Origin of the sequence: Comamonas composti DSM 21721 (assembly GCF_000429845.1) — a bacterium.
In the GTDB taxonomy this organism is placed as follows: Bacteria; Pseudomonadota; Gammaproteobacteria; order Burkholderiales; family Burkholderiaceae_C; genus Comamonas; species Comamonas composti.
In genome coordinates, this window is the sequence record NZ_AUCQ01000012.1 from 40,690 (window position 1) to 58,641 (window position 17,952).

Here is a 17,952-nt window from a genome sequence, read left to right on the forward strand (position 1 = left end):
TCCTTGCTCATGCCGATGCTCCCTCGCCAGCCCTGGCGCCGGCCGTTCGCAGACGCTCGATGACACGCCGCGCGCGGTTCGGGCCCGCATCCACATGGATGTCGACCACGGGGCGCGCGCCAAAGCGCTGCTGATTGCGGAACTGCGCCTCGATCACCACCTTGTCTTCCTCGAAGGTCGCTGCCGTCTGGTCTATGACCAGCTGCGTGGGATCCTGCATCTGCGGATGCGGGTTGGTGGCAATGGTCCAGAAGTAATGGGCCGAGGTCTCGGTCTCGGGCGTCACGCCATGAAAGCCGCGCATGTGAAAGCCCTGGCGCTGCGGGTTGTCGAGCCGGTCCGTGCCCCTGTCCATGGCACCGGTCCAGATGCGCACATGGGAGGGGTGGAACTCGACCTCCTGCCAGCGGTCGATGCGCCCCTGGAACGGCCAGGCCGCGCTATAGGTGGGGGGCGGCTCCGAGTCGGGCATCCAGCGCACGACCTTCACCGAGTCGCCCTGCTGACTGAGCTTGAGCTCGGCATTCATGTGCACGCTGGCATTGCCACCAATGGTCTTGAGGTGCACATAGCCGAGGTGGCTCAGATCCAGCAGATTGTCGTGAATCAGCTGGTAAGGCGCATCGTAGTGGTAGACATCGCCGCCAAAGCGGTAGGCAGGATCGCCATGCACCTCATAGGCGGGCGGCTCCTGCGCGGGCACGGAGTCCGGCGTGGCGCCCATCCAGATCCAGAGAATCTGGTCGCGCTCGCGCAGCACAAAGGACTTGACGCAGGCCTTGGGTGGAATGCGCTCCTGGCCCGGAACCTCGAGGCAGCGCCCGCCATGGTCGAACAGCAGGCCGTGGTAGCCGCAGCGCAGGCCCCGGTCCTCCACCGTGCCGCAGGACAGCGGCAGTTCGCGGTGGCAGCAGCGGTCCTCCAGCGCCGCGACCTTACCGTCGGCGGTGCGAAACAGCACCACGGGATGGCCGAGCAAGGTGCGTGCCACGGGCGCGCTCTTGAGCTCCCAGGAAAAGCCTGCCACATACCACTGTTCGAGCGGAAAGGCCGGCGCGGATGCAATAGATGCGGCGTGGGTGGTTGGAGTCATTGCGTACTTCCTCTTTGTTATGGCCGGCCTGGGGCGCCTCTTGCGCAAGCCCCGGGACCGGCGTTCTCTGGCGCGCGCTGCGGCGCGCCAGGATTCATGCCTTGTGCGTGGACAGAGCTGCAGCCGCGCCCGCAGTGCTGCGGGATGCCGAGGGGCTGGCAATCCGGTGCAGAGAAACAATTGCGGCCGCAAACACAAAGGCCAGGCCATAGCCCACATACAACTGGCCCGGCGACCAGGCCGCATCCAGCAGCCGGCCCGCCACCAGGGGCGAGACGATGGCCCCTATGCGCCCTATGCCAATGCCCCAGCCCACGCCCGTGGCGCGCACATCGCTGCCATAGACCACGGGCGCGATCGCGTACAGCCCGGCCACGCAGGCATTCACGAAGATGCCGATGAAAAAGGCCAGCGCATACGACACCCACAGCGCCCCCGAACTGCCGACCAGAAAGCACAGCAGCAGGGCCGTGATCAGCATGAAGACCGCCAGCGCACGGTGGATCGCAAAGCGCGCCGCCAGCAGCCCCAGCAAGGTCGCACCCAGAATGCCGCCCAGGCTCAGCAGCACGCCGCTGGTCACGCCCTGCTCGGCCGTAAGGCCGGATGCGGCCAGCAGCTTGGGCGTCCAGCTCATCACGAAGTAAAAGCCGAACATCACCGAGAAGAAGGACAGCCAGACCAGCAAGGTGGGGCGGCGCAGACCCGGCGAGAGCAGCTGCAGCGGACCGCTGGCCCGGGCTGCGCCCGGCGATGCGGTCTGATCCGGCAGGCTGCGCAGAAGCGGCAGGCCCATGCGGCCCGTGAGGGCATTGAGCCTCTCCAGAGCCCTGCGGGGGCGCTTGGCCAGCAGAAAGTCCAGCGACTCCGGCAACGCCAGCCAGGCGATCACGAAGACCGTCAGCGTGCAGATGCCGCCGAACAGAAAGACCGAGCGCCAGCCATGCTGGGCCAGCAGCCAGACGGCAATGCTGCCGCCTATGCTCGCGCCCAGCGCATAGCCCGTGGACTGCAGGGTCACGGCCAGGCTGCGCCAGCGCAGCGACGCGTATTCGCTGGCGATCACGTTGCTGCAGGCCAGGATGCCGCCCACACCCACACCCGTGAGTACGCGCAGCGCCGCCAGCTGCGCCGGGGTCTGGCTCCAGGCGGAGGCGAGCATGCCCAGGCCGGAAATCAGCAGACAGCCGAGGATCAACGGGCGCCGCCCCAGCCTGTCGGCCCAGGGCGCGAGCAGCAGCGATCCACCGGCCATGCCGAACAGGCCGGCGCTGAGCAAGAAGCCCAGCTCCGAGCCGCTGAGTTTCCAGTGAGCGGAAACCGAGGAGGCGGTAAAGGCCATGACCAGCACATCGAAGCCATCGATCATGTTGAGGACCATGCAGACCCCCACCACAGACCACTGGAACATGCTCATGGGCCGCTGGTCCAGCTGCGTACGCAGATTCTGGCTCATGGCAGCACCTCCATCAGGAACGGCCTGGCACTTGTGTGCCGGGCAAAGGCGATCAGCAGTTTCATCGTTGTCTCCAGGAGTTTTTCTCATTATTCAGCACACTGAATCTCATTCAGTTTACTGAATGAAAATTCACACCAAACCAGGGATTTCCCGAATGGAAATCAGATCTTCAGCAAGATCTGCAGATGCAATGCCGGGCGAGGCGCGCGCCGTCCTGGCCCGCAGGCCTTACTTGCGGCGGACGGTTCTGGCCTTTGCTGGAATTTGCGTGGCCTCGCTGGCATCGTGCAGTTGCACGAACTTGCGCAGCAGGCGCTTGAACTCGGCCTGCTCGCCCGGCTCCAGGGCCGAGAGCATGCGTTGTCGCAGTTCGTGCACGTTCGGCACAAAGGCCGCGAGCATGGCTTCGCCCTCGGTCGTGAGGCTCAGACAGCGCTGGCGCCGGGGCAAAAGCTCGCGGTGAATCCAGCCCTTGCTCTCCAGGCGCGCGGCAATGTCGGCCGTGGTCGAGTTGTCCAGCGCCACCAGGCGTGCCAGCGTGACCTGGTCTATGCCCGGCGCTTCCTGCAGCATGCGCAAGATCGCGTACTGCACGGGCGTCACATCGGGGCCCAGCACGTCGCGGAACAGCTGCGATGCAATCTGCTGCGCGCGGCGGATCAAATGGCCGGGCTGATCGTAGAGGTCCAGGGAAAGCGGATCGGGTGCGGGAGAAGGCATGCGGCGGCAGGGCAAAGGCGGGCTGGGGGTCGGCCTTCGAGATTACCGCATTCACCCTGCACCCAGGGTTTTGTGCGCGACCCGCATTCATGTGCTCACGGCCTCTTCGCACGTAATGAGGCGCTCGATGATTCTGCGCGACTGCACGCCGCCCGCATCGATGTTGAGCTTGAGCAGCTGGCGCTCGGGATGGTCGGCCAGATTGCGCTGCTGCAGCTCCAGCATTTCCAGATCCTCGCTGAAGATCTTGTGCTGGCCTGCGCGTATCTGCTCGGTGACTGCGGCATCGCCGGGGTTGAACTTGCGCGCCATGCCCCAGAAATACCACATGGAGCCGTCGGTCTCGGGCGTGATGAAGTCCACGACCACGCTGTAGACCTTGTGCTCGTCGGGTGCCTCGTAGCCGCCCTTGCCGGCATGGGCCACGCCGACCTCGATCATCACGTGGCTGGGCGGGGTGAAGCGGCAGATCTGCCAGCGATCCACATTCACGTCATCGGCCAGGCCGTTGCTGCGCAGCGCCATCTTCCAGAACGGCGGCGCAGGAATGTCGTGCATGAAGCGGCTGGTCACGACTTCGCCCTCGCCATGGACTTCGGTCTTGCAGGGCGTCTCGTCGATCTCGGACTGGCCTATGCTTGTCGCATGCACATAGGTCTCGTGGGTGAGATCCATGAGGTTGTCGATCATGAGCCGGTAATCGGCCTTGATGTGGAACAGCCCGCCACCATAGGCCCACTCGGGACTGCCATGCCATTGCAGCTCGGGGATCAGCGTCGCATCGGCCTGGCTTTTGTCGCCCGGCCAGACCCAGATGAAGCCGTAGCGCTCCTCGACCGCATAGCTCTTGATCACAGGGAAACCGCGCACGCGCTGGCCGGGCATGGCAATGGTCTTGCCGTCGCAGCCCATCTCCAGGCCGTGGTAGCCACAGACCAGCTTGCCCTCGCAGACCCGCCCCAGGGACAGCGGCGCGCCGCGATGCGGGCAAAAATCCTCCACGGCCGCCACCCGCCCCTCCTTGGCGCGGTAGAACACCATGCGCTCGCCGCAGATCTGGCGGCCCAGGGGCCGGTCCTGGACTTCATCCGCCTTGGCTGCCACATACCAGGTGTTGCGTGGAAACGTGTTTTGTTCGGGGCTTTTCATCGTGGGTCTCCTTGTGTTTTCTTCGCGCGCCTGCGGCACCCGGCCGCAGCGCCAGCGCCTCAAGCCGGCCGGTCAGCGTCCGGCGCGAATCAGTTGCGCGCCAGGCACGCCAGCGGCCTCGGGTGCGCGCATGGCCTCGCGCAGATTGCGCCGCGCAATGCGCGAATGCTCTTTCATCAGGGCTTCGGCGCGCGCGCCTTCGCGCTGTTCTATGGCTTCAAGAACCTGGCGGTGCTGCTCCTGGGCGAGGATCAGACTGTGGTGCGCACGTGGCGAATCGGAGCGCACAATCACAAAGCCCGAGGGCGAGGCGAACGGCAGGCGCTTGACGCGCTCCAGCTCGCGCTGCATGAAGGCGCTGCCCGACATGGCCAGCAACTGGTCATGGAATTCCGAGTTCAATGCCACATAGCGCGAGAAAGCCTGATCACCCCAGCCGGGAGCATCGAGCACGCGGTCGATCGCATCGAGGCAGCGCAAGGCCTGGGCCATCAGACGCTCGTCGACGCCGCGCTCGGCCGCCATGCGCGCAGCCAGGCCTTCCAGCGTGCCGCGCAGCTCGATGGCATCGCTCACATCGGCTTCGGAGAAAACGCGCACCCGGTAGCCGCGCCCGCCGGCCACGGCCTCGAGCATGCCTTCCTGCTCCAGACGCATCAGCGCCTCGCGAATCGGCGTGCGGGAAATGCCCAGGCGCTGGACTATGGCCAGCTCGGCAATGCGCTCCCCGGCGGCCAGTTCGCCGGCAAGAATCCTCTCGCGCAGCTGGAGCTGAACCTTGACGACCTGGGAGTGGCTTTCCTGTGCGGCAGGGACCGGGGCAATGGCTTGGGTCATGTCTCGTGGCTTTTGTTTGAAGCGCCAAATGTATACATAAAAATCAATAAATCGCCTCGACCACCCAAAAACAAGGGAAAACACTCATTTGAATGTATACATCACCCGTACCAACAAAAAAGCCGCCTGAAATTGGCGGCTTGAAAGACTCATGGCAGGCGGCGGCCGATTACACAGCTGCCTCCTGTGCCTGCGGCTGATTGAGCTGCATGTTCCACATCTGCGCATAGCGCCCGCCAGCGGCCAGCAACTGATCGTGGCTGCCGCGCTCGACGATGCGACCCGCATCCATCACCAGGATTTCATGGGCATTGACCACGGTGGACAGGCGGTGGGCGATGACCAGCGTGGTCTTGCCCTGGGCCACGCTGGTGAGCTCGGCCTGTATGGCGCGCTCGTTGGCCGAATCCAGCGCCGAAGTGGCCTCGTCAAAGATCAGCACCGGCGGGTTCTTGAGCAGGGTGCGCGCAATCGCCACGCGCTGCTTCTCGCCGCCCGAGAGCTTGAGCCCGCGCTCGCCCACGCGCGTCGCATAGCCCTCGGGCGTGCGTGCTATGAAGTCGTGAATGCGCGCGGCGCGGGCCGCAGCCACGATCTCCTCGTGGCTCGCCCCGGGGCGGCCGTAGGCGATGTTGTATTCCACCGTATCGTTGAACAACACCGTGTCCTGCGGAACAATGCCCACGGCGCGGCGCAGGCTGGCCTGGGTCACGTCGCGAATGTCCTGGCCCGCAATGGTGATGCGGCCTGCGCCCTGCGCGCTGCCCGGCGGCGCCGCGCTCACGTCATAAAAGCGGAACAGCAGCCGCGCCAGCGTGCTCTTGCCCGCGCCCGAGGGGCCGACCACGGCCACGGTCTTGCCTGCGGGGATGCTGAAGCTCAAGTCACGCAAGATGGGGCGCACGGGATCGTAGGCGAAGTCCACATGCTCGAAGCGCACCTCGGGCGGTCCGCCGTCGAGCACCAGAGGCTGGGCATGGGCGGCGTCGTCCACCTCGCGCTCCTTGTCCATGAGGGTGAACATGCGGTCCAGGTCGGCCAGACTCTGCTTGATCTCGCGGTAGATCACGCCCAGAAAGTTCAGTGGTATGTAGAGCTGGATCATGAAGGCATTCACCATGACCAGGTCGCCCAGCGAGAGCCGGCCATCGACCACGCCCTGGGTTGCGCGCCAGAGAATGGCCACCAGCGCCGCACCGATGATGAGCTGCTGGCCGCAGTTGAGCATGGTCAGCGTGGTCTGGCTCTTGAGGCGCACGCGGCGCAGTTTCTCCAGGTTGACGTCGTAGCGCTCGGCCTCGAACTTCTCGTTGTTGAAGTATTTGACCGTCTCGTAATTGAGCAGCGAATCGATGGCCTTGGTGTGGGCGGCCGACTCCTGGGCGTTGGCCTCGCGCCTGAAGCGCGTGCGCCATTCGGTGACCGTGACCGTGAACGTGATGTAGAACGCCAGCGCCGCCAGCGTGATGGCCGCAAACCAGATGTCGAAGTTCAGCGCCAGAATCCCCAGCACCAGGGCCATCTCGATCAGCGTGGGCAGAATGCTGTAGAGCGAATACGAGATCAGCGACTCGGTGCTGCGCACGCCGCGCTCTATGTCGCGCGTCATGCCGCCGGTCTGGCGCTCCAGGTGAAAGCGCAGGCTCAGTGCATGCAGATGCTCGAAGGTGGACAGCGCAATGGAGCGCGATGCGCCCTGCGTGGCCTTGGCAAACACCAGATCGCGCAGCTCGGTGAACAGGGTGGTGGAAAAGCGCAGCAGCCCATAGGCCAGCAACAGGCCCACGGGCACGACCAGCAAGGCCTTGGCATCGCCGGCGCGCACATCCAGTGCATCAACCAGGTGCTTGAGCAGCACGGGCACGCCCACATTCGCGAGCTTGGCCGCAATCATGAACATCAGCGCGGCCAGCACCCGCCACTTGTACTGCCACAGATAGGGCAGCAGGCGCCGCAGCACCTGCCAGTCCCTCGCGGGAGTCTTCTCAGAAATCAAGGGTATTCCCTGAGTATCAATACTTGTTCTACGCATGGGGAGACAATTCCGGATTCTTATATTCACCCCATTGTGCCCATGCCTCCGCGCCCCGACCTCCCCTCACACCCCTTGCCGCAAGACAAGGAGCTGGTTCTCAAGGTCATTCCCATGCCTGCCGATGTGAATGCCAACGGCGATATTTTTGGCGGCTGGGTCATGGCCCAGGTCGACCTTGCCGGATCGGTCCTGCCTGCACGTCTGGGCCACGGCCGCATGGCCACCGTGGCCGTCAAGGAGTTCGTGTTCAAGCAGCCCGTGCGTGTGGGCGACATTCTGTCGTTCTACTCCAGCATCCAGCGCATAGGCCGCACCTCGGTCACCGTGGACGTGGAAGTTCTTGCCGAGCGTTTTTCCGACCAGGGCCATTTCGTCAAGGTCACCGAGGCCTTGCTCACCTATGTGGCCATAGATGCCGAAGGCCGGCCCAGGCCGCTCAACCCCCAGGACCAGAGCCGGCCCCGGGACTGACCCCTAAGACGGCTCAGAGCATGTGCTCCACCAGATCCGCATACTGCTTTCTGAGCACATGCTTTTGGATCTTGCCCGTGCTCGTGGCCGGCAGGGTCTCGACGAAGCGAACCAGCTTGGGTACCTCGAAGCTGCCCAGGCGCTCGCGGCAGTGAAGCAACAGGTCGTCCTCCGAACACAGGGCGCCGGGCTTGAGCACCACCAGGGCGCACACCGCCTCGCTCCAGCGCGGATGGGGCAGGCCGAGCACGGCCGAGGCCGCAACCGCAGGATGGGCCAGTACGGCAGCCTCGACCTTGACGCTGGCCACGTTCTCGCCACCAGTCTTGATCATGTCTTTTTGCCGGTCCAGAAACTGGATCTGCCCGTCCTCGTCCAGCATGCCCAGATCGCCGGTGTGATGCCAGCCATGGCGCTGCGCATGGCGCGTGGCTGCCTCGTCCTTGAAATAGCCGAGCATGACGTTCGGGCCTCGGTGCACGATCTCGCCCACCTGACCTGCAGGCAGCAGACGGCCCTCGTCGTCCATGATGGCGCTGTCGCACACCGGGTTGCTCAAGCCCCAGTAATTGGCATCACGCCCCGGATTGGCCACAGGATCGAAGCTCAGCGTGGTCGGGTAGATCTCGGTCTGCCCCGTGGCCAGCCGGATATTGCCCGTCATGCGCCGGGAGATCTGCGCAATCAACGGCTGGGGCATGGGAGCCATGGCGTAAATGCACAGGCGCATGCTGGAGTAGTCGGCCGCCTCATAACTGGTGTCGGCCAGCACGGCCGCATACATCATGGGCAGGCCCACCATCTGGGTCACTCGGCGTTCGGTCAGCAGGCGTGCGACCTGGCCCGGCACAAAGCTGCGCATCAGCACCATGCTGCCGCCCGCAAAGCTGCAGGTGGCCCACATCACATGCTGGGCACAGTGAAACAGCGGCAGCATGCAGGTGGAGACATCCGTGCAATCCATGCCGAACAGGCTGGTATTGGCCGAGATCGCGCTATAGACGCTGAGGTGGGAATGCACCACGCCCTTGGGATGGCCGGTGGTACCGCTGGTATACATCAGCAGGGCTGGCTGTTCGTCGCGAATCTCCACTTCGGGCAGATCGCTGCCCTGGCCCTTGCAGGCCCGGGCCAGGGTGATGCAGTCGCCCCCGGCCGGCTCTGCAGCATCGGCCATGGTGAGTATCAGAGGCAGGCCCAGCTTGCCCAGCATCTCGGCCATGCCGGGCGCCGCCAGAATCTCCGCATCCACGACCACGGCACAGGCTTCGGCATGGCGCAGTATGTATTCCAGCCCCGCAAGATCCAGCCTGTGATTGACGGGTGCCCAGACATTGCCGGATTTGTGTATGCCTGTGAAGGCCACGACCATGTCCATGGAGTTCGCACACAGCATGGCAATCTGCTTGCGCGTGCCGAACCTGGACAGCAGGTAATGGCCGAACTGCGAGCTTTGCGCGTCGAGCTCGCCGTAGCGCATGCTCGCATCACCATCCCACAAGGCGATGCGGCCTGCATGGCGCTGTGCCGTGCGATGCACGATGTCGCCCAGGGCTATGCGGCGTATGCGTTGCGCACCTTGGAAAACGGGCATTTCAATCATGGTTTGTCTCCTGTGTATATGTGTTTGATCCAGCAACCCTGAGCGCCTTGAACGGCGCCCTCTTCTCCACTCTGTTGTCTTGTTTTTTCTCTACTCACTCCCGCCAAAAAATAGGTCATCTGCAGCCCGGGCAGGCAACGTCAAGGCTCAAGGGCTCAAGGGCTCAAGGGCTCAAGGGCTCAAGGGCTCAAGGGCTCAAGGGCTCAAGGCCTAAAGCTGGCAAAGCCCGACTCCAGGCTTCCGAGCAAGGGCGGCCCCGCAGCGAGAGGCTCACCGCCCTTGCGAGAGAAGGCGCCCCAGGCGACTCAGGGAGAGCCTCTGAGCAAGGCCTTTTGAATCTTCCCCGCAGGCGTCATCGGCAATTCGCTGCGAAACACGATCTGCCTGGGCGCCTTGTAGTCCGCCAGATGCGCCAGGCAATGCGCCTGCAACTCGGCCTCGCTGAGCTCCACGCCGGGCTTGGCAACCACGTAATAGCGCCCGACCTCGCCCAGCACCGGGTCGGGCACGCCCAGGCCTGCGGCCATGAGCACGCCGGGATGCAGGCCCAGCACGCCCTCGACCTCGGCCGGATAGACATTGAATCCGCCCTGAATGAACATGTCCTTCTTGCGGCCCATGAGATAGATCTGGCCCTGCTCATCCAGGTACCCGAGATCGCCCGAATGCAGCCAGCCCAGTGCATCGAATGCGCCCTCGTCGCGCTGCGCTCCCACATAGCCGGGGATGACGCTGGCCGAGCGATAGCACAGCTCACCCACCTCGCCGGCGGGCAAGGGCCGGCCATCGGGGCCTGCCACGCAGACCTCGGCTCCGGCCAGGGGCCGGCCAATCGAGTGCAGCAGCGAGTGCTGGTCGGCATTCCAGGGTGTCATCACGATGGCGCCCGAAGTCTCGGACAGGCCGTAGAGATTCATGAAGACCACGCCAGGCAGCAATTGCTGCAGGCGTGACAGCAGCCCGGGCTCGACGTTCGAGCCGCCGATGATGACCAGGCGCAGGCGGCTCCAGTCGGCGCTGGCAAACTCCGGCTTGAGCAGCAGCAGCGCAAACATGGTGGGCACGCCCGTGAGCATGGTCGGAGGGTTGACCCCGGCCATCTCCAGCACCGTATCCGCGTTGAACACCGGCACGAACTCGGCGCCCGCGCCGGCCAGCATCAGCGTGAGCACGCCGCAGGTGATGCCGCCCACATGGTTGAGCGGCAGGGACAGCTGCAGCAGATCGTCTGCACAAGCCTTGGTGTGCTCGCACTGGGCACGCGCCGATGCCAGTTGCGAGCCATGTGTCAGCCCTGCGGCCTTGGGTTTGCCCGTGGTGCCCGAGGTATAGATGATGAGCAAGAGATCATCGGCCTCCACGGACTCTTCCTGGCTATCCGGCACAGCTGCCTGCGCCTTGAGCAGCATCAGGAAATCATGCCCCCGGCCCTCGCCTGGATCGCCGAGGAACATCAGATGCTCAAGCGTGGGGCAGCGCTCGCGCGCCTGGCTCAGGTACTGCACATAGTCCAGCTCCGCAAATGCCAGCGGCGCCAGCACGGCCTTGATCTGGCTGTCCTGCATCATGAAGTCCAGCTCGCTGTCGCGGTAGCGAATGCTCAGACCCACGACCACGGCGCCCATGCGGGCAGCGGCCAGATAGGTCAGAACCCATTCGATGCCGTTGGGCAGGATGACCCCGATACGGTCGCCCTTGCCCAGACCCAGGGCGCGCAGATTGCGCGCCAGCACGGCACTCATCTGCTGCACTTCCTGCCAGCTATAGCTGCGGCCGCGATCGATGTAGGCGGTCTTGTGATGCCTGGCGGCTGTCCGGTCCAGCGCCTGGCCTACGGTCTGCGGAAATTGTTGCGTGTTCATCAGCTTCCTCTCTGGGCTCAAGACCGACTCAGGCGGCCTGCGGCAGATCGAGCATGGCGCGCGCCTCGGCCGGGCTGGCCACGCCCCGGCCGCATTCCTGGGCATAGCGCGCAAGCTGCTCGATCAGCGGGCCGTTGGACTCGACCTTGCTGCCGTCGGGCAGATAGAAGGTGTCCTCCAGGCCCGAGCGCAAATGCCCGCCCAGCTCGGCCACGCGGCGGTGCACAGGCCAGATCTCGGCACGGCCTATGACCGTGGCTTGCCAGGGTGCATCGGCCATCTTCAGGCGCAGCAAAATCGGCAGCAGCTCGGCATCGGCGGGCATGCCCGACTCCACGCCCATGACGAAGTTGTACGAGGGCAGGCCCTTGTACATGCCGGTCTGCACATACATCTGCACGCAGCGCACGATGCCCACATCAAAGCATTCGAACTCGGGCAAGGTGCCCGTTTCGGCCATCACGTCCAGATGCTCCTGCACCTTGGCTGGCTGGTTGTCGAACAGCATGGGCGGCCAGGCCCAGCTGCCGTCGCGGCGCACCTTGAGGTAGTTGAGCGAGCCCGCATTGCAGGCCGCCATCTCGGGACGGGTGGCACGCAGGCAGTCGAGCGCGCCCTGGTAGTTCGGGCCTACCGTGCCCGTGGTCTGGTTGATGATGAGGCCGGGGCAGGCCTCGCGCATGGCGGCCACGCACTCCTGCGCCACCTGCGGGTCCCAGCTGGGCAAATGGCCCTTGCCCGGCGTCTGCTGGCGAAAGTGCACATGGACCACGGCGGCGCCCGCGTCATAGGCGCGGCGCGCCTCCTGGGCCAGTTGTGCGGCCGTGACCGGTACATGGTGCTGCGCGGGATCGGTGAGCACGCCCGTGATGGAACAGGTGATGATGGCCTTGTTGCTGGAAGTCGTCACTCGAATGTCTCCTTGTTATTCAATGGTTCAGGCAAGCGCCGGCGCCTCGGCCTGTACGGGCTGCAGGCGCAGCAGCACCTGACCGGGTGTGACCTGCTGGCCGGGAGCCACCAGCACTTCCTGCACCACGGAGGGCGCGGAAACGCAAAGGCTGTGCTCCAGCTTCATGGATTCGATGACCAGGGCCGTCTCGCTGGGCGACAGCGTCTGCCCGGCCTGTGCCGCGACCTGCACCAGCTTGCCGTTGAAAGGCGCGCGCAGGACCTGGGCAGCCTCGGCCGCGCTCTGGCTCTTGGCGCGAGAGAGCGATGCATCCTCCAGCCACCAGTCCACGCCATCGGCCTGCATATGCCAGGCATTCGGTCCGCGCCCGGGCACATGCACCAGGCTCAGGCCTTGCCGCAGACCATCTGCGACCAATTGCATCTGCGGCGCCCGGCCATGCAGCTCCAGGGTCTGATCCTGCTCGCCCTGCCGCACCCGCAACCGCGTGCCGCCCTGGGCGGTGACGGCCCAATCGCGGGTTTCGCCGCGCCAGCGCAGGCGCAAGGGCTTTTCCCAGATGCAGGCCAGCGGCGTGTCCTGCAGCCCCTGGCCATAGGCTGCGGCCAGCCCATGGCGCTCGAACGCGGCCTTCTCGCGTGCCACCAGGCGCTCGCGCAGCACATCGCCATGCTCGGCCAGAAACGAGATCAAGGCCCGGCCTTCACGAAACAGCGCGTGATCCAGGCATTGCATGAGAAAGCCACGGTTCGTGGGCAAGCCCAGCACGCACAGCTGGCCCAGGGCCGCGAGCGCACGCTCTATGGCCTCTGCGCGCGTGGGAGCATGGATGATGAGCTTGCCCAGCATGGCGTCGTAATGGGGCGAGACCTCGGTCTGCGGCGCCAGCGCATGGTCCCAGCGCAGCGCGCCGCGCTCGAACTCCAGCGCCCGGGGCGCCTGCAAATGCAGCACCCGGCCCGTATGCGGCACATAGCTCTCGTCCTCGGCGCAAATGCGCAGCTCTATGGCATGGCCGCTGAAGCTCACCTCCTGCTGGGCCAGCGGCAAGGCCTCACCGCGCGCCACGCGGATCTGCCACTCGACCAGATCCAGCCCCGTCAAGGCTTCGGTCACGGGGTGCTCGACCTGCAGCCGGGTATTCATCTCCATGAGATAAAAATCCTGGCCCTCGAGCAGAAACTCCACCGTGCCCGCACCCACATAGCCGGCCGCCCGGGCCAGGGCCACGGCGCAGGCGCCCATGCGTTCGCGCAGCTCGGCATTCACGGCCGGGCTCGGCGATTCCTCGATGATCTTCTGATGGCGGCGCTGTACCGAGCAGTCGCGTTCACCCAGATGGATGCAGCGACCATGGCGGTCGGCAAACACCTGCACTTCCACATGGCGCGGGTGCTGCACCGCTCGCTCCATGAGCAGATCGGCATTGCCAAAACCGGCAACGGCCTCGGAGCGCGCACTGGCCAGCGCAGACTTGAGCTGCTCCTTCGCCTGCACCAGGCGCATGCCGCGTCCACCGCCGCCGGCCACGGCCTTGACCATGACCGGAAAGCCGATCTCGGCTGCCGCCTGCTCAAAGCGTTCGTCGCGCTGATCCGTGCCCGCATAGCCGGGCAGGCAGGGCACGCCTTGCTTTTGTGCCAGGGCCTTGGCTGCGGACTTGCTGCCCAGGGCCTCTATGGCCTCGGACGGCGGGCCTATCCAGATCAGCCCCTCCTGCTCTACAAGGCGCGCAAAGCGCGCGTCCTCGCTCAGAAAACCATAGCCAGGGTGTATGGCCTCGGCCCCGGTGGCGCGCGCGGCCGCGATGAGCTTGTCCATGCGCAGATAGCTGTCGGCCGAGCTCAGCCCCCCCAGGGCCACGGCCTCGTCGGCCTCGCCCACATGCAGGCTGCGCGCGTCGGCATCGGAATAAACGGCCACCGTGGCAATGCCCATGCGGCGGGCCGTGCGGGCAATGCGCCTGGCGATCTCGCCACGGTTGGCGATTAGGATTTTCTTCATGCTTTTTCCTCGCTGTGCCAGGGCGCCTTGGCGCGTGCGGCAAAGGCTTTCAGACCCTGGGCGGCTTCGGGCCTGCGCAAGGCCTGGGCAAATTCCCGCGCTGCGGTATCAAGCAGGCTGCCGATGCGCGGTGCCTCCATGGCCCACAACAGGCGCTTGGTGCTTGCCAGAGCGAGGGGGCCACTCACGCGCATGACCTGCAACCGGGCTTCGATTGCCTGCTCGAAGTCATGGCCCGCAATCTGCTGCACCAGTCCGTCGTTCAGCGCCTGCTGCGCCGTGTAGCGCTGCCCCTGGAGCAGCCATTGGCGAGCCGTCCCCGCGCCCAGGCGCCAGACCAGGAAGGGTGCGATCTGCGCAGGCACCACGCCCAGCGTGACCTCGGGCGCTGCAAACTGGGCATCGGCCGCAGCCAGCACCTGATCGGCACAGGCCACCAGGCCCAGGCCGCCGCCCATGGCCGCCCCTTCCACGGCGGCCAGCAGCCACTGGGGCAGTGCACACAGGGCTTCGAGCAGGCGGCCAAAGCTGCGGTTGGCCTCTATCAGCGGGTCCACGCCAGCACCTGGTGGCTGGCCTATGGAGTCCGCAAATCCGCCCAGGCTGCCGCCCGCGCAGAAATGCCCGCCCGCTCCGCGCAGCACGATGAAGCGCAATTGCGCATCGCCCCTGGCACGCTCACAGGCGGCAAGCAGTTGCTCCACCATGGCATCGGTGAGTGCATTGCGCGAGGCCGGCGCATTCAAGGTCCAGGTCTCGCGCGCATGGCCTGCGCCATCCTCCTCGCGGACTACGGCCAGCAAATCCTTGGCGGTGCCGCTCATGCCACGGCCCGCTTGGCAATGCCCATGGTCTTGGCCAGTATGCCCAGCATGACTTCGTCGGCGCCGCCGCCGATCGAGCCCAGGCGGCCGTCGCGGTACAGGCGCGAGACTCGGTTCTCCCAGGTAAAGCCCATGCCGCCCCAGAACTGCAAGCAGGTGTCGGCCACCGCGCGCGTGAGCCGGCCCGACTTGAGCTTGGCCATGCTGGCCAGCTGCAGCACGTCCTGGCCCTGCACATAGAGCTCGCAGGTGCGCCAGACCAGGGCGCGCAAGGCCTCGACCTCGGTCTGCAGCTCGGCCAGCTTGAACTGCACCCATTGCTGGTCGGCCAGGGTGGAGCCGAACATCTTGCGGCCCTGGGCCCATTCGATGGTCTCGCGAATGCATTCGTCCATGGCCACCAGGGAACTGGCCGAGGCCCACATGCGCTCCTCCTGGAACTGCTGCATCTGGTAGAGGAAGCCATGGCCTTCCTGACCGATCAGATTGCGCTGGGGCACGCGCACTTCGTCAAAGTACAGCAAGCCCGTATCGCTGCTGTTCATGCCGATCTTGCGGATCTTCTGTGCGACCTCCACGCCCTTGGTGAGCCTGCCGTTCGGCCCGTCGCGCAGCGGCACCATGATCAGGCTCTTGTTCCTGTGCACCGGTCCTTCGCCGGTATTCACCAGCATGCACATCCAGTCGGCCTGCAGGCTGTTGGTGATCCACATCTTCTGGCCCGTGATCACATAATCGCCCCCGTCCTTGCGTGCCGTGCTTTTCACGCCCGAGACATCGCTGCCCGCGCCGGGCTCGCTCACGCCTATGCAGCCCACCATGCGGCCGGCCACCGAAGGCGCGAGGAAATCGCGCTTGAGCTCGTCGCTGCCAAAGCGCGCCAGCGCCGGCGTGCTCATGTCGGTCTGCACGCCAATCGCCATGGGCACGCCGCCGCAGCGTATATGGCCCAGGGTCTCGGCCATGGCCAGGCCATAGGAATAATCGAGGCCTGCGCCGCCAAAGGCCTCGGGCTTGGTCAGGCCCAGCAGGCCCAGATCGCCTAGCTTGCCGAAGACCTCATGGGCGGGGAAGATCTCGGCCTCTTCCCAGGCATCGACATGGGGGTTGATCTCCTCGTCTATGAAGCGCTTGAGGGTCTTCTGGATTTCGCGGTGTTCATGGCTGAGCTGCATTGCTTGTCTCCTTGTGATCTATGGAAAGTGCGGGCCTACATGCGGGCCACGCCGAATTGCATGGGATGGAGCTCCCGGTGTTTGGCGGCCTGCCACAGGTCCAGGCACAGGCGGAGCACCTCGCGCGTGGAGCGCGGGTCTATGACACCGTCGTCCAGCAGCAGGCCGCTGGTGTAGAACACGTCGGCCTGGCGCTCGAACATGTGCACGATGCGCTCGTACTGCTTGCGCATTTGCTCCTCGTCGGGCTCCAGGCCCTTGCGCCGCATCGCGGCTTCGGTCACGTTCTGCATGGTGCGCGCGGCCTGCTCGCCGCCCATGACGGCGGTCTTGGCACCGGGCCAGCTGAACAGGAAGTCGGGCGCATAGGCGCGGCCGCACATGCCGTAGTTGCCCGCGCCGAAGCTGGCCCCGCATTGCACGGTGATCTGAGGCACGCGTGCATTGCTCACGGCCTGGATCATCTTGCTGCCGTGCTTGATCATTCCGCCCTGCTCGCTGTCCTTGCCGACCATGAAGCCCGTGGTGTTCTGCAGGTAGATCAGCGGCTGGCCCAGCTGATTCATCCACTGGATGAAGTGCGTGGCCTTGTTGGCCCCGGCCACGTCGATGGGACCGTTGTTGCTCACCAGGCCCACGGCATGGCCGCCGATATGGGCCTGGACGCAGACCGTGGCCGGGCCGTACAAGGCCTTGAACTCCAGCAGGCGCGAGGCATCGGCAAGCCTGGCCATGACTTCGCGCATGTCCACAGGCTGGCGCAGATCGCCAGCCATCAGGCCCAGCAGCTCTTCGGCATCGAGCACCGGCGGATCGCAGTCCTTGGCCGCGCCCACCGTGTCCCAGCCCAGCTGGCCAACCACGCTGCGTGCCAGCTGCAAGGCCTCGCGATCGTCGGCGGCCAGGTATTCGCCCAGACCCGAGGTGGTCGCATGCATCATGGCGCCGCCGAGCTCCTCCTCGGTGGCGATCTCGCCCGTGGCGGCCTTGAGCAGGGGCGGGCCCGCAAGAAATGCCCGGCTGCGGCCTTCGACCATGATGACGATGTCCGACAGACCCGGCATGTAGGCACCGCCCGCCGTTCCCGAGCCATGCTGCACGGTGATCACGGGAAGGCCGGCCGCAGACAGGCGCGCGAGGTTGCGGAAGATCTGCCCGCCCTGCACAAAGCCTTCCACGCGGTATTGCATGAGGTTTGCGCCCGCGCTCTCCACCAGGTGCACAAAGGGCAGCTTGTTGGCCAGGGCCAGCTCCTGGGCGCGCAGCAGCTTCTCCAGCCCCATGGGCTGCATGGCGCCTGCGTCTATGCCCGAATCGCTGGCCACGACCATGCAGCGCACACCGCTGACCACGCCAATGCCCGCAATCACGCCGCCGCCGGGCACGGACCGGGCTTCGTCCTGGGTATCCTGCAGATAACCGGCCAGGCTGGCCAGCGGCAGCCAGGGCTGGCCGCCGTCGAGCAGCAACGCAATGCGCTGGCGCGGCAGCAACTGGCCGCGTTTTTCGAATACGGCGCGCGAACGCGCCGAGGCTGCGGCCGCGCGCTCCTGCAGGCTTTGCATACGCTCAAGGCGCTGCAAGGCCGCTTCGCGGCGCTGCAAGGCCTCGGGCGAGGCCGCATTCCAGCGGCTTTCAAAACCATTCATTGTTTTGTCTCCTTTAGACGACGCTGAATAAGTCAACGTGATGCAGCGCGCCCTGGTTGGGGATGGAATGCAAGGCCCAAAGCGCAGCCATAGCCGTAGCTATGGCGAGCATTTGCAACGCGGCAGGCCGCTCCATGCGGGATGCGATGCGCCTGCGG

The 17,952-nt window shown here is 65.5% G+C and carries 14 protein-coding genes; 1 reads left to right on the forward strand and 13 read right to left on the reverse strand.

Features of this window, described 5'->3' with window-relative positions; all coding sequences use genetic code 11:
* Nucleotides 1-7: 7 nt before the first annotated feature.
* The 6 genes from G486_RS0108075 to G486_RS0108100 form a co-directional block, all read right to left on the reverse strand.
* Nucleotides 8-1,093 carry an aromatic ring-hydroxylating dioxygenase subunit alpha gene (locus tag G486_RS0108075; RefSeq protein ID WP_027015093.1) on the reverse strand — a complete coding sequence of 362 codons (1,086 nt, stop codon included), beginning with the start codon at nucleotides 1,091-1,093 and terminating at the stop codon, nucleotides 8-10.
* Nucleotides 1,094-1,187: 94 nt separating this feature from the next.
* Nucleotides 1,188-2,549, reverse strand: a complete 1,362-nt coding sequence (locus G486_RS0108080; protein ID WP_027015094.1) for an MFS transporter — start codon at nucleotides 2,547-2,549, stop codon at nucleotides 1,188-1,190.
* Nucleotides 2,550-2,780: 231 nt separating this feature from the next.
* A complete protein-coding gene (locus G486_RS0108085; protein WP_027015095.1) occupies nucleotides 2,781-3,272 on the reverse strand; it encodes a MarR family winged helix-turn-helix transcriptional regulator in 492 nt (163 codons plus the stop codon).
* 87 nt (nucleotides 3,273-3,359) lie between these two features.
* Nucleotides 3,360-4,421 carry an aromatic ring-hydroxylating oxygenase subunit alpha gene (locus G486_RS0108090; protein WP_027015096.1) on the reverse strand — a complete coding sequence of 354 codons (1,062 nt, stop codon included), beginning with the start codon at nucleotides 4,419-4,421 and terminating at the stop codon, nucleotides 3,360-3,362.
* Between the two features lie 72 nt (nucleotides 4,422-4,493).
* A complete protein-coding gene (locus tag G486_RS0108095; protein ID WP_027015097.1) occupies nucleotides 4,494-5,258 on the reverse strand; it encodes a GntR family transcriptional regulator in 765 nt (254 codons plus the stop codon).
* Nucleotides 5,259-5,427: 169 nt separating this feature from the next.
* The gene (locus tag G486_RS0108100) at nucleotides 5,428-7,290 is read right to left on the reverse strand and encodes an ABCB family ABC transporter ATP-binding protein/permease (RefSeq protein ID WP_027015098.1); all 1,863 of its coding nucleotides are present in this window, start codon (nucleotides 7,288-7,290) and stop codon (nucleotides 5,428-5,430) included.
* Nucleotides 7,291-7,332: 42 nt separating this feature from the next.
* Between G486_RS0108100 and G486_RS0108105 the strand changes: the two genes are divergently transcribed.
* Nucleotides 7,333-7,764 (forward strand): acyl-CoA thioesterase, encoded by a 432-nt coding sequence (locus G486_RS0108105; RefSeq protein ID WP_027015099.1) that lies wholly within the window; start codon nucleotides 7,333-7,335, stop codon nucleotides 7,762-7,764.
* 13 nt (nucleotides 7,765-7,777) lie between these two features.
* Here G486_RS0108105 and G486_RS0108110 read toward each other — a convergent pair whose 3' ends face one another.
* The 7 genes from G486_RS0108110 to G486_RS0108140 form a co-directional block, all read right to left on the reverse strand.
* Complete coding sequence (locus G486_RS0108110; RefSeq protein WP_027015100.1) at nucleotides 7,778-9,367, reverse strand: class I adenylate-forming enzyme family protein; 1,590 nt, start codon at nucleotides 9,365-9,367, stop codon at nucleotides 7,778-7,780.
* Nucleotides 9,368-9,672: 305 nt separating this feature from the next.
* Nucleotides 9,673-11,229 carry a class I adenylate-forming enzyme family protein gene (locus tag G486_RS0108115; RefSeq protein WP_027015101.1) on the reverse strand — a complete coding sequence of 519 codons (1,557 nt, stop codon included), beginning with the start codon at nucleotides 11,227-11,229 and terminating at the stop codon, nucleotides 9,673-9,675.
* A gap of 28 nt (nucleotides 11,230-11,257) precedes the next feature.
* Entirely contained in the window at nucleotides 11,258-12,139 is an 882-nt protein-coding gene (locus G486_RS0108120; protein WP_034386973.1) for a BKACE family enzyme, read from the reverse strand.
* 27 nt (nucleotides 12,140-12,166) lie between these two features.
* Nucleotides 12,167-14,146: an acetyl/propionyl/methylcrotonyl-CoA carboxylase subunit alpha gene (locus tag G486_RS0108125; protein ID WP_027015103.1), complete on the reverse strand. Its 1,980-nt coding sequence runs from the start codon at nucleotides 14,144-14,146 to the stop codon at nucleotides 12,167-12,169.
* Complete coding sequence (locus tag G486_RS0108130; protein WP_034386976.1) at nucleotides 14,143-14,970, reverse strand: enoyl-CoA hydratase/isomerase family protein; 828 nt, start codon at nucleotides 14,968-14,970, stop codon at nucleotides 14,143-14,145. The genes G486_RS0108125 and G486_RS0108130 overlap by 4 nt, the downstream gene beginning before the upstream one ends.
* The gene (locus G486_RS0108135; RefSeq protein WP_027015105.1) at nucleotides 14,967-16,145 is read right to left on the reverse strand and encodes an acyl-CoA dehydrogenase family protein; all 1,179 of its coding nucleotides are present in this window, start codon (nucleotides 16,143-16,145) and stop codon (nucleotides 14,967-14,969) included. The genes G486_RS0108130 and G486_RS0108135 overlap by 4 nt, the downstream gene beginning before the upstream one ends.
* Before the next feature lie 35 nt (nucleotides 16,146-16,180).
* Entirely contained in the window at nucleotides 16,181-17,794 is a 1,614-nt protein-coding gene (locus G486_RS0108140) for an acyl-CoA carboxylase subunit beta (RefSeq protein ID WP_027015106.1), read from the reverse strand.
* Between the last annotated feature and the right edge of the window lie 158 nt (nucleotides 17,795-17,952).